We start from the raw sequence: 11,870 nt of genomic DNA, 5'->3' as shown, positions 1-11,870 counted from the left end.
ATCCAGTTACTCAGCTGTTCCGGATGCAATCCGGAGCGGCTTTTTATATGTTCCGTTTCTGATGCAGACGTTTTTCGGGCTCCGCCGTTTGATGCCGCAGGATATGACGGTGAACAAGCTGTTTATCTGACATGTCGCTTGGATGCTGCCATGATATGCTGCGGCGTTCACATTCGGCGGTGCATTGATTTATAAGATCCGGGTCTATAAGCGGCAGGTTCATATCTTCAAACGGCCGGTGATATTTTGCATCGGATTGATGTTTTTCGAGAAGCTGAAGGAGGCTTTTGGCATCTACACCTAAATCAAACAGCCGTTTTGTATTCTTTTCAATAATGCGGCGGGCACCTGCCCAGATTTTAACGGCACCCTTTTCATTGCCGCGCCGGTGGTGATAAAGCCCGACAGCCGTTTGAATGAGTCCAACCCAGACGCTGGTTCGATTTTCAAAGTCATGTTCTTTCCAGTACTCTTCCAGTATTTCATGGCATTCAAAGTAGTCACGATAGGCGTGAAACTGAACAAGAAATTGAATGTATGCTTCCGGATACATAACGTATCATCCTTTGGCTGAAAGATTTTATTCAAAACATTATATCACGATGAATGGAGTTTCTTCATTCGAAAGTTGCAATGCCTGGAAGGGAAAGGATATGGTATAATGGAAACCAGTATGACGGGAAAGGATTCAGCTTATGGAACGATACAGTGTGCAAATTGATACTTTTCAGGGTCCTCTGGATCTGCTGCTTCATCTGATTCAGCAGGCGGAAGTTGATATTTACAATATTCCGGTGGCGGAAATCACCGAACAATATCTGCATTATGTGCAGACAATGCAGGAGCTTGAGCTTGACATTGCAAGTGAGTACCTGGTGATGGCTGCCACACTTCTGGAAATTAAAAGCCAGATGCTGCTTCCTGGTGAAGAGGATCCGGGCGAAGATGCATTTGTGGAAGAAGAAGATCCAAGGCAGGAACTGATGAGCCGGCTTGTTGAATATAAAAAATATAAGGAAGCAGCGGTGGAACTTCGTGAAAAAGAACAGGAAGGAGCCGGACGGTATGCAAAAGGATCTTCTATGGATGAGGAAGCTATCGAGGAGAAATATGCTGCGGCCGTGCCGGAAAATCTGTCTTTGTTTGATATGCTGGATGCCTACCAGAAACTGAAAGAGCGTGTCCGTTACCACACTCCGAAAGAAACGAAAATTAAAGGCGGAGAAGTAACAATTGAAGACAGAATGACCTCGATTCTTTCTTTTCTTGAAGATAAACAGAACGGCATTACATTTATTGAACTATTCCCTTCCGGAGAAAGATCCCATATGGTCGTCTCCTTTCTGGCCGTACTGGAATTAATGAAACACAAGCAGATTACATGTGTACAGGAAGAAAATTTTGAAGAGATTATGGTATACCAAACAGAGGAGGAGCTCGTCGGTGAGTGAAGAAAACTATCAGCATATACTGCAGGGACTGCTGTATGTATGTGGGGATGAAGGGCTCGAACTTCAGGACGCTGCCGGGGTTCTTGACCTGACGGAACAGGAAACAAAACAGCAGCTCCTTTTATTACAGCAGTCCATGAAAGACGACGTACCGGGATTGCAGGTGCAGTGTTTCGGCACGCGTTTTCAGCTTGTGACAGCGGACAGTATTGCTCCGTACATTGAAAAACTGGCAGAAGGACCCAGGCAGGCTAAATTGTCTCAAGCTGCCCTGGAGACGCTTGCCATTATTTCCTATAATCAGCCGATTACCCGGATAGAAATTGATGATATCCGCGGAGTCAAATCCGAAAGAGCTGTTCAGACACTTATACATAAGGCACTTGTTCAGGAAAGCGGACGCGCCCAGGCACCAGGCCGGCCGATTCTCTATAAGACGACAGAACGATTCCTGGAACATTTTAATATTTCTTCACTGGAGGAACTGCCTGCGCTTGGAGCAGAGCCGGAAGAACCTTCTACAGAAGAGGCGGATCTGTTCTTTAAAGAACTTGAAGATGAGAACTAGGTAGCTCCGGGTTCGTCGTACAAAACGATATAAAGGGGATATTCTCCGCTCCATTCCGCATAAAGAACCCGGTTGATTTCCGGGATGTTTCTCATTTGAAGACGCTCGAGAATGTCCCGCTTTGAAATGCTGGATTCTGTAATATTGTCTTCCACCCATTCCCCGTCCAGTATGACCGCGAGCGGAAGCCGCGGCGGCGGTCCCGGATCGGCATGTAAATCTGTTTTGAGGGCGGAGGCGGCGTGAGGTTTTTTCAGCACATTTACTGTTCCATTTGCTTCAAGAATCGCATAATGCACGTCCTGCATCGAAAATATGTCCTTATCTCTGAGCAAATGCTGCAGCTGATTTAAATCCAGCCTGTTTTTACGGAGCATGTCATAATCCAGCTGCCCCTCCCGGATAACGATAGCCGGCTTTCCCTCCAGCATACTTCTGGTTTCTTTTTTTTTCTGGGTAATGCTTTCCACAATCCCTACAAGTACTGCCCATAATGTCACGGCATACAGAATATAATGAAGACCGATTTCGTCATCGTAGATCGCATTTCCGACCAATTCCCCCATAACAATGGAAGAAATGAAATCAAACGGAGTTAATTGATTGATCTGTGTTTTACCGAGTACCTTCGTGATAACCAAAAGAGCGATGAAACCAATAGTCAATTCCACCGTCAGCTGTAAGAAATGAACCCCCATAGCATCCTCCCATAAGCTAAAATCCTTGCTCCCTGATTAGTCTCCCCTTATGGAAAGAAAAATACGCTCCGCTCAATGAAAGTGGTGAAGTGTATCATCCAGCTGTTCCAAAAGATCGCGGGAGGCGGCTTGAATGTCTTCGACTTCTCCGATCCCGTTGTTTGACGTATCTTTTCGGAAAACCGTCCGAATCCTCCCTTTTTCGGTCTCCCAATACGTTTTTACGTACGTTTGGTAGGAGAGAAACAAGTGAATAATATTCCCTGCTCTTTCCGGGCCGAACAGTATTTTCAGGTATTCATCGGTATATCCGGAGGACTGGGGTGTATGATGAACAGCCTGCGGATGCGGACCTTTTGTCTGTTTATAAACGGTATTGCGGATGTCAAGCGCCTTCATGTGCAGGTGATGGCGTACTTCCTCTTTTTCCTGCTCCAGTTCTTTATCTTTGAACAATTTCTGCATGCTTTCAAGACGACGAGCCATCTTTGTTTGACATTGCTCCAGCTTTTTTATTTTCCTCCAAAGTACAAGCAAAAACAGAAACACACAGACTATAAATAACGACAGCAGCACCAATTCAAGTGCCAAGCAATCACCTCTTTCTTCTCTCTGGATGCCGGTGTACATAAAAAAAGACATGCTATTTCATACTATAAAGGCACGACGTTACGGAAGGAAGAGAAAAATGAAAAAGTTTGTCTCCCTGGTAATGAAGCCGGTTCTACTGACCGCAGTCCTGATTCTGCCTGCTGCGGGGTGCGGTGATAAGGAAGAGTCGTCTTTAACCAATACGACAGCCATTACAAATTATCCGGAAAAGCTGCTCGAGGACATGGATGAGGTAACGTCCGCCCACGCGGTGATGGAAGGTAAAAATCTTTACGCAGGAGTGGCGGTGACACAATGGTCCAGGCTGCGGCTTGACTCTGTCCGGAAAAAAGGACATGCCCTTTTGAAAAAACATTATCCGGAAAAAACCATTCATTTTTCGACGGATTACAAAGTGTGGCTCGAATTAAATGGATTCAAAGAAGAGTTACAGAAGAAATCTTTATCTGGAAAAAAGCGTAAAAAAAGATTAACCGGCATTGAAGATCATATGAAAGGATAAAAGGTGCTGTCGATGAGTGACAAAACGGAACCTAAACAAAACCAAGCCTATCAAACATTTGCGAAACAGTCGGAACCATCTATACCAATTGTTTTCAACTGTGTTAAAGCTTTTTTGATCGGCGGTGCGCTCTGTACGTTTGGACAGGGGATCCGATCCTTATTTATTCATAATTTTGATTTTAATGAACAGACAGCAGGAGACCCAACCATTGCTGTGCTGATTTTTCTTTCCGTACTTTTGACGGGGCTGGGAGTGTACGACAAGATTGCGCAGTTCGCCGGAGCGGGCACTGCGGTACCGGTTACTGGATTTGCCAACTCTATGGCAAGTGCTGCTATGGAGTACAGGACAGAGGGTCTGGTACTTGGAGTTGGTGCCAATATGTTCAAATTGGCCGGTTCTGTAATTGTGTTCGGGACAGTGGCGGCATTTATTATCGCTCTTATCAAAACGATATGGATTCAGGTTACGGGGGGATCATTATGATTCAGGGCAGCCGCACATGGGTTTTTCCGGGACGGCCCATCATCGCAGCTACAGGTGTTGTCGGCGGTCCATTTGAAGGAAAAGGCAGCCTGGCACGGGATTTTGATCAGTTGTTTGATGATATATGGATGGCGGAGTCCTCCTTTGAGAATGCTCAGAAAAAATTAATGGAAGAAGCCTCACGTACAGCGATAGCAAAAGCCGCTAAAAACCCTGAAGATATTCAATTTGTTCTAGCGGGGGATCTGATCAATCAAATGACTGCAACTAATTTCGCGTGCCGGAGTCTGGGTATTCCCTATCTTGGGTTGTTTGGAGCCTGTTCCACCTCGATGGAGGGGCTTGCGCTGGCATCACTTCTGATTGAACACGAAGAAGCAGATTATATACTGACCGGATCGGCCAGTCATAACGCTGCTGTGGAAAAACAGTTTCGTTATCCAACCGAATACGGGGCACAAAAACCTCCAACGGCTCAGTGGACGGCTACTGCAGCAGGTGCCGCTGTAATCGGAAGGGGGGAAAAAGGAGCAGCGGTAAGTTCTGCCACGATTGGAAAAGTCATCGACCGCGGGCTGACGGATCCTTATAATATGGGAGCTGCGATGGCCCCGGCAGCAGCGGATACTATTGAAGCACATTTCACTGATCTAAATCGTGATCCTTCTTATTATGACTACATCATTACAGGAGATCTTGGAAAAATCGGTCTTCCAATTATGAAGGAACTTCTCCGTCAACGCGGTATTATGGTGACAAACGAGCAGTGCATTGACTGCGGCGTCATGCTTTACAAGGAGGAACAGAATGTGCAGGCCGGGGCGAGCGGTTCCGGATGCTCCGCTTCTGTTGTGTACGGAAATATTATCAACCGCATGCAGCAAGGAGAAATAACCCGCGTCCTTGTTGCGGCAACAGGGGCACTGTTGAGTCCCTTGACGAGCCGGCAGAATGAATCTATACCATGTATTGCACATGCTGCCGCTATTGAACAGAAAGGGGGAAAAGGACAGCCATGATGTATGTCTGGGCGTTCATTGTAGGTGGAATAATATGTGTGATTGGTCAGATTTTGATGGATGCAGCAAAATTAACACCGGCCCACACGATGACTGTTCTTGTTGTGTCGGGAGCTGTGCTGGATGGCATCGGATTATATGAACCGCTTGTTGATTTTGCAGGAGCCGGTGCTACTGTTCCCATCACAAGTTTTGGGAACTCTCTCGTTCACGGAGCGATGGCCGAAGCAGAACAAAATGGTATTATCGGGGTAATTACCGGAATTTTTGAAGTAACAAGCGCCGGGATTTCAGCTGCGGTTATTTTCTCGTTTGCCGCTGCACTTCTTTTTAAGCCGAAAGGATAAATGGCTTTCCTGAAAAGGCTGTACATCTTTGTTATTCTTCCATTCATAATACCTTGAAGCCGGAATAGATATGAGGATAAGAAATGGACAAGGAAGATGGGATGGATATGAAATGGTGCACAGCGGCCGTCCTTCTTTTTCTGTTAGGGACTTTCCCCCTGACAGCAGAGGCGGAACATACAGGAGGAGTCGATACGTCAGCGGAAGCGGCAGTACTTATGGAACAGCAGAGCGGCAGGGTTTTATTTGACGAAAGCGCCCATGAAAAGCGGGATATCGCTAGTATAACGAAAATCATGACCGCTGTATTGGCTCTGGAGTCAAACAGATGGAATCAGACGACAGAAATCAGTGCCAATGCATCCGGCGTAGAGGGTTCCTCTCTTTATCTGAAACCGGGTGAGAAAATGACACTGAAAGATTTGACGACGGGTTTGATGCTCCGTTCAGGAAATGATGCAGCCGTTGCGGTGGCGGAATTTGTCGGGGGCAGTTCGGAAGGATTCGTCTATATGATGAATGAGAAAGCCCGTGAGATCGGAATGGAAAATACCAGATTCGCAAATCCTCACGGTCTTGACGACGACGGGAATCATTATTCAACGGCATACGATATGGCGCTTCTTATGAGATATGCCATGCAGAAAGAACGTTTTAGAGAAGTAACCAGTCTTAAAACGTACGAAGCACCGCAGCAGGAAGACGGGAAACGCATCTGGCAGAATAAAAATAAACTTCTCACCTCTATGTATGAGTATACAACAGGTGGAAAGACAGGCTATACCAGGAAGGCAGGCCGTACGCTTGTCTCAAGCGCGGAAAAAGATAATATGGATCTTATCGCGGTTACACTGGATGCTCCTTCCGATTGGCAGGACCATATTTCTATGTTTGAATGGGGATTTTCCTCATTTAAGCTTATTCAGCTTGCCAATGCAGACGAAACGATAACCAGCGAACACAAAGAGAAGGGGAGATTATTTCTGCCGAGGGATTTCCATTATCCATTGACAGAAGAAGAAAGTGATGACGTATCACGGTCCCTCTCGTTATCAAACCGGGACCACCGTTACCCTAAAGGAATATCGGCGGCGGGAAAAATAACCTGGAAGCTTAAAGGCCGTTCTATCCACAGCATGCCCGTGTTTATTGACCAGCCGGAAGAAAGCAGCCCGGGATGGTTCCCTGCATTTCGTGAATGTGTACAGATGTTCATGGGAGGGCGGTAAACGGTGGTACATTACATCTGGATGTTTCTTCTTGGTGCCGGAATTATAACGGCTATGTTTAACGGGAGAATGGAAGAAGTGTCGGAAGCGTTGTTTAAAGGGGCGGAAGACGCTGTTACACTCTGTTTTGGGTTAGTCAGTATCATGGTATTCTGGCTCGGTATCATGAATGTGGCCAGAAACAGCGGCCTTCTGGATCAATTTACAACATGGCTCCGGCCGGCTGTGGTCCGATTGTTTCCTGATATTCCCCCTGACCATCCAGCCATGGGCTACATTCTTTCCAATATGACAGCCAATCTGATGGGACTTGGAAACGCTGCAACCCCAATGGGAATCAAAGCAGTAAAAGAAATGAAAAAGCTTAATGACGACAGAGACGAAGCCAGCCGTTCCATGATTACATTCATGGCATTGAATACGGCAGGGCTGACGTTGATACCGACCACCGTTATCGCGGTGAGAATGAACTACGGTTCGTCGGAACCCGCCGAAATAGTCGGGGCGGCGATACTGGCTACCGGCTGTTCCACAGCTTGTGCGCTTGTCATCGATCGTTTTTTTCATCTCCGGCGTACCCGTAAAGGAAAGGGGTAAACATGGGCTGGATGAATACGGTGTCCATCTGGGTGGTACCAATGCTTCTTTTTGCTGTTATTCTTCACGCGGCAGTGAAGCGGGTGCCGGCATATGACGCTTTTGTGGAAGGTGGAAAAGACGGTTTTCAGATGGCTGTATCATTAATTCCCTACCTTGTCGGAATGCTGACAGCGGTGTCAGTGTTCCGGGCGTCCGGTGCGATGGATCTTTTGGTTCAAGCGATAGCACCGGTTTTAGCATTGGCGGGAGTACCGGCTGAGATTGCACCACTTGCCATGATACGTCCGATTTCCGGAACGGGTGCGCTCGGGATGATGAGTTCGCTGCTTAATGAGTACGGTCCGGATTCGTTTATCGGGCGTCTGGCCTCTACGATGCAGGGCAGCACCGATACGACATTGTATGTGATCACCATTTATTTTGGCGCAGCAGGTGTAAAACATATCGGGGATGCACTAAAAGTCGGACTGGCCGCGGATGCTGCCGGTGTCGCAGCATCTGTATTTATCGTCAGCATGATTTTTTTATAATCTTAAATCTTCCGTTCGGCGGAAGATTTTTTGCGTTCCGTGGGCAGGGTTGGTACTGCGGCACTTGTGAAACGAGGTTTAGATGGGTAAGATGGAACATGAGGTGAAAAAGATGGAAAGACTTCAGAAAGTTATAGCAGACGCAGGAGTAACATCCCGCAGAAAAGCAGAAAAATTGATAGAGGAAGGAAGAGTAAAAGTAAATGGAAGTGTAGTAAAAGAAATGGGTACAAAAGTTACCCCGAACAAAGACACGGTTGAAGTTGATCACGTACCAATTGACCGGGAAGAGCCTGTCTATTATTTGCTGTACAAACCAAAGCAGGTTATTTCAGCAGTCAGTGATGATAAAAACCGGAGTGTCGTGACGGACTTTTTTGAAGAGGAAACAAGACGAATTTTTCCGGTAGGCAGACTGGATTATGATACGTCCGGTCTGCTTCTCATGACTAATGACGGGGAATTTGCCAACCTTTTGATGCATCCGAAAAATAAGGTGTTTAAAACCTACGTTGCAAAAGTCCGGGGGAGACCTTCCAAAGAATCACTGCATCGTTTACAGACAGGTATCGAGCTTGAGGGAAGAAAGACCGCACCCGCCAAAGTAAAAATCAAATCGTCGAATAAAAAAACGAATTCATCGATTGTAGAAATCAGCATACATGAAGGAAGGAACCAACAGGTGCGGAAAATGTTTGAAGAGATCGATCATCCCGTCATAAAGCTGAAACGGGAAAAATATGGTCCGCTGACTCTTGAAAACCTTCGTCCCGGAGAGAAAAGAAAGCTGAAGCCGATAGAAGTGAAACAGCTGAAAGAGTTTGCTGTCACATAAGTGTCATAATCAGCTCCTTATACAATAACCAATGACAGCGTTATAATGATCACAGAGTGCACAGCACGGCAATCGGGAAGATCGAGGTGTTTTCATGGAGAAAGTGACATGCGGCGAATGCGGCCATTTGAATCCTTACGGCACACATCTCTGTGAATCCTGCGGCAAACCGCTGGATGAAAAGGATAAACAGGCATCAATGGTGGACATGCGTTATGAAGGGGTGGCCCGACGTTCGCAGACTTACAACAAAACGGTAATTGATAAAATATGGAACTTTTTTTCTTCTGTTAAAATAGGAGTTACAATCATTATTTTGACGCTGATTGCCTCTTCCATTGGAACGATATTTCCTCAGGAAATGTACATACCCGGAAATGTGGATCCGGCACAACACTACGAAGAAGAATACGGAATTGCGGGACTTATATATTATACTCTCGGTTTTCATAATCTTTACGGATCCTGGTGGTACATGGCCCTTATTGCAGGACTCGGCATTTCTCTTATTATAGCAAGTCTGGACCGGGTCGTACCGTTATACCGCGCACTAAAAAAACAGAAAACATCACGAAATGAAGGGTTTCTGAAAAGGCAGCGTCTTTTCAGCGTCAGCGAAACAAAAAATGCAGAAGATATGCTGGAAAAATCAGAAGATTACCTGCGTAGAAAACGCTATAATGTGAAAGTGGAGAATGAAAGCCTGCTGGCAGAAAAAAACCGTTTTGCCAGGTGGGGTCCCTATATTAATCATATTGGTCTTATTCTCTTTTTAACAGGGTGTATGCTGCGCTTTTTCCCGGGCATGTATGTAGATGAACTGATCTGGGTAAGAGAAGGGGAAACGGAAGCTGTTGCCGGCACCGAACGCCAGTATTATGTGGAGAATGAAAAATTTTCGATTGAAACCTATGATGAAAACAATGAAACATTCGCTCCGGCTTTGGAACGTGCCGGCGGAAGCCAGATTAAAACCTACCAGACCGACGCCGTACTTTACGAAAGCAGTGGTGGAACGGTTGGAACAGAACCGGACCTGACGGAAATCAAAACGGATAATATTGAGGTGAATCATCCTCTGCGTTTTGATGATTATGCTCTTTATCAATATGATTATAAGCTTAATGAACTGAATGTCATGTCGTTGTCCATGAACGACCGGGAGAGCGGGGAAACCATTGGAACCATTGATATTGATCTTTTTGATCCTCAGGGAGAATATGACCTCGGAAATGGTTACCGGGTCGTAATCGAATCCTATTTCCCTAACTTTGAATTCGACGAAAATGGGGAACCTTCCACGATATCTGATATTCCGGATAACCCTGCCTTCATCTTCCGGATGTTTTCACCTGAGCACCCGGATGAAGGGGAATACAGCTTTGTCGCCATCCGAAGCAATGAAGATATATTTGGTGAAAATACGTATGAAATGTCCTTTGAAGGCGTTGAGACGAAAAATGTGACGGCGCTGAAAGTGCGAAAAGACCACACGCTTCCGTTTTTAATCGCTGGAGGCAGTATTTTTATGATAGGTCTGATCCAGGGATCCTACTGGTCGCACCGCCGCATCTGGCTGCGCAGATTTGGAAATGAACTATGGGCGGCCGGGCATACGAACAAACATTGGGCTTCGTTGAAAAAAGATTTTCAATCGTTGTCCGAAAAAACAGGTTTGACGGTTCCGGAGGATAAGCAGGCAAAGAAAGCAATGGAGGAAGAAACCTCCGATGGAAGGGATGACGATAATGGTCGAAATTAGTTCAAACTTGTTATTTGCCGCATTCTTTCTTTACCTGGCAGCAACCATTTGTTTTGCTGTGAGCGTAACAGGAAGAAAATGGCGGGATAAACAAGGAGAAGTTACAGGCAACCGTCTCGGTACAATCGGTTACGTTGCAGCATGGATCGGCTTTGTGCTGCAGGTCGGCTATTTTTTCACGAGATGGATCGCAGCCGGCCACGTTCCGGTCAGCAATATGTTTGAATACACGACATTTCTCGGGATGGCTCTGACGATAGCATTTCTTATTTTGTATGGTATCTATAGAACCGCTGTCCTCGGCATGTTTACGATGCCGATTGTCATGCTGATTATTGCTTTTGCCTCGGTGTTTCCAACGGAAGTGGAGCCGCTTATCCCGGCTCTGCAGAGCAACTGGCTCAAAATCCATGTTACCACCACAGCACTTGGACAGGGCCTTCTATCGATTGGATTTGCCGCCGGACTCATCTATCTTATACGTACACTTGATTTTACCAAAAGAGATAAAAAAGTGTTCTGGCTGGAGACGATTATGTACAGTCTCATCAGCTTGGTCAGTTTCATTTTAGTGCGCTACATCTTCCGCCTGGCTGACTATGAAGCGGCCTTTACGTATGTAAACGAAAACGGCGAAGAGGCGGAAATGATGTATTATCTTCCGGCTCTGCTCGGACCGAATGAAGCAAGTCTGCAGACTCAAGGAGCACTGGAACCGCTGGTGACAATGCCGTCCTGGATACGAAGTGATGACGCCAATACCGTTGTCTGGTCCCTTGCGGCCGGTCTTGTTCTTTACATCCTTCTAAGGTTGATTCTGCGCCGGCCGATCGGAGGTGCACTGCAGCCTCTTTTGAAAAACATTAATCCAGAGACCGTCGATGAAGTGAGCTACCGGGCGATTGCGATCGGTTTTCCGGTATTCACGTTGGGAGGTCTTATTTTTGCCATGATTTGGGCGCAGATAGCATGGACCAGGTTCTGGGGCTGGGACCCTAAGGAAGTCTGGGCGCTGATTACATTCCTGTTCTATGCGGCATACCTGCATCTTCGGCTTTCCAGAGGCTGGCACGGGGAACCTTCTGCCTGGCTTTGTGTCATAGGTTTTGTTATTATCATGTTTAACTTGGTCTTTGTTAACCTTGTTATCGCCGGACTTCATTCTTATGCGTGACGCTTTTGGCAGCTGCCGGCTGGTACAGCATCTTATACAAACTGCTATGCAGGA

At 46.4% G+C, this 11,870-nt stretch carries 15 protein-coding genes; 12 read left to right on the top strand and 3 right to left on the bottom strand.

Features of this window, described 5'->3' with window-relative positions; genetic code table 11:
• Positions 1 to 43: 43 nt before the first annotated feature.
• Complete coding sequence (locus BM058_RS09790) at positions 44 to 553, bottom strand: DUF309 domain-containing protein (RefSeq protein WP_090926850.1); 510 nt, start codon at positions 551 to 553, stop codon at positions 44 to 46.
• A 142-nt stretch (positions 554 to 695) separates the two neighbouring features.
• Here BM058_RS09790 and BM058_RS09785 point away from each other — a divergent pair, with 142 nt between their 5' ends.
• Together BM058_RS09785 and scpB are read left to right on the top strand one after the other, a co-directional pair.
• Positions 696 to 1,451 (top strand): segregation/condensation protein A, encoded by a 756-nt coding sequence (locus BM058_RS09785; RefSeq protein WP_090926849.1) that lies wholly within the window; start codon positions 696 to 698, stop codon positions 1,449 to 1,451.
• A complete protein-coding gene (gene scpB / locus BM058_RS09780; RefSeq protein WP_090926848.1) occupies positions 1,444 to 2,019 on the top strand; it encodes an SMC-Scp complex subunit ScpB in 576 nt (191 codons plus the stop codon). The genes BM058_RS09785 and scpB overlap by 8 nt, the downstream gene beginning before the upstream one ends.
• On the opposite strand, the gene BM058_RS09775 is transcribed toward scpB, so the two are convergent.
• Positions 2,016 to 2,717, bottom strand: coding sequence for a DUF421 domain-containing protein (locus BM058_RS09775; protein ID WP_090926847.1), 702 nt, complete (start codon positions 2,715 to 2,717; stop codon positions 2,016 to 2,018). The genes scpB and BM058_RS09775 overlap by 4 nt on opposite strands.
• Before the next feature lie 72 nt (positions 2,718 to 2,789).
• Positions 2,790 to 3,308 carry a hypothetical protein gene (locus BM058_RS09770; protein WP_090926846.1) on the bottom strand — a complete coding sequence of 173 codons (519 nt, stop codon included), beginning with the start codon at positions 3,306 to 3,308 and terminating at the stop codon, positions 2,790 to 2,792.
• A 97-nt stretch (positions 3,309 to 3,405) separates the two neighbouring features.
• Between BM058_RS09770 and BM058_RS09765 the strand changes: the two genes are divergently transcribed.
• The 10 genes from BM058_RS09765 (at position 3,406) to ccsB (ending at position 11,816) form a co-directional block, all read left to right on the top strand.
• Positions 3,406 to 3,831 carry a hypothetical protein gene (locus BM058_RS09765; RefSeq protein WP_090926845.1) on the top strand — a complete coding sequence of 142 codons (426 nt, stop codon included), beginning with the start codon at positions 3,406 to 3,408 and terminating at the stop codon, positions 3,829 to 3,831.
• A 12-nt stretch (positions 3,832 to 3,843) separates the two neighbouring features.
• Positions 3,844 to 4,320 (top strand): stage V sporulation protein AC, encoded by a 477-nt coding sequence (spoVAC, locus tag BM058_RS09760; RefSeq protein ID WP_090926844.1) that lies wholly within the window; start codon positions 3,844 to 3,846, stop codon positions 4,318 to 4,320.
• On the top strand, positions 4,317 to 5,339 hold the full coding sequence (gene spoVAD / locus BM058_RS09755; protein ID WP_090926843.1) for a stage V sporulation protein AD: 1,023 nt from the start codon (positions 4,317 to 4,319) through the stop codon (positions 5,337 to 5,339). Before spoVAC ends, spoVAD begins: the two co-directional genes overlap by 4 nt.
• Positions 5,336 to 5,686, top strand: a complete 351-nt coding sequence (spoVAE, locus tag BM058_RS09750) for a stage V sporulation protein AE (RefSeq protein ID WP_090926842.1) — start codon at positions 5,336 to 5,338, stop codon at positions 5,684 to 5,686. The genes spoVAD and spoVAE overlap by 4 nt, the downstream gene beginning before the upstream one ends.
• A gap of 83 nt (positions 5,687 to 5,769) precedes the next feature.
• The gene (locus tag BM058_RS18745; protein WP_281244693.1) at positions 5,770 to 6,915 is read left to right on the top strand and encodes a D-alanyl-D-alanine carboxypeptidase family protein; all 1,146 of its coding nucleotides are present in this window, start codon (positions 5,770 to 5,772) and stop codon (positions 6,913 to 6,915) included.
• Positions 6,916 to 6,918: 3 nt separating this feature from the next.
• The gene (locus tag BM058_RS09740; protein WP_090926841.1) at positions 6,919 to 7,512 is read left to right on the top strand and encodes a nucleoside recognition domain-containing protein; all 594 of its coding nucleotides are present in this window, start codon (positions 6,919 to 6,921) and stop codon (positions 7,510 to 7,512) included.
• A gap of 2 nt (positions 7,513 to 7,514) precedes the next feature.
• Positions 7,515 to 8,045, top strand: a complete 531-nt coding sequence (locus BM058_RS09735; RefSeq protein WP_090926840.1) for a spore maturation protein — start codon at positions 7,515 to 7,517, stop codon at positions 8,043 to 8,045.
• A gap of 112 nt (positions 8,046 to 8,157) precedes the next feature.
• Entirely contained in the window at positions 8,158 to 8,880 is a 723-nt protein-coding gene (locus tag BM058_RS09730) for a pseudouridine synthase (RefSeq protein WP_090926878.1), read from the top strand.
• 94 nt (positions 8,881 to 8,974) lie between these two features.
• A complete protein-coding gene (locus tag BM058_RS09725) occupies positions 8,975 to 10,642 on the top strand; it encodes a cytochrome c biogenesis protein ResB (protein WP_090926839.1) in 1,668 nt (555 codons plus the stop codon).
• Complete coding sequence (gene ccsB, locus BM058_RS09720) at positions 10,629 to 11,816, top strand: c-type cytochrome biogenesis protein CcsB (RefSeq protein WP_090926877.1); 1,188 nt, start codon at positions 10,629 to 10,631, stop codon at positions 11,814 to 11,816. The genes BM058_RS09725 and ccsB overlap by 14 nt, the downstream gene beginning before the upstream one ends.
• Positions 11,817 to 11,870 lie beyond the last annotated feature (54 nt).

The sequence above is a fragment of the Salibacterium qingdaonense genome, from assembly GCF_900114715.1.
Taxonomy (GTDB): domain Bacteria; phylum Bacillota; class Bacilli; order Bacillales; family Marinococcaceae; genus Salibacterium; species Salibacterium qingdaonense.
Note: the sequence above shows the minus strand (reverse complement) of the source record. Positions and strands in the feature narration are given on the sequence as shown.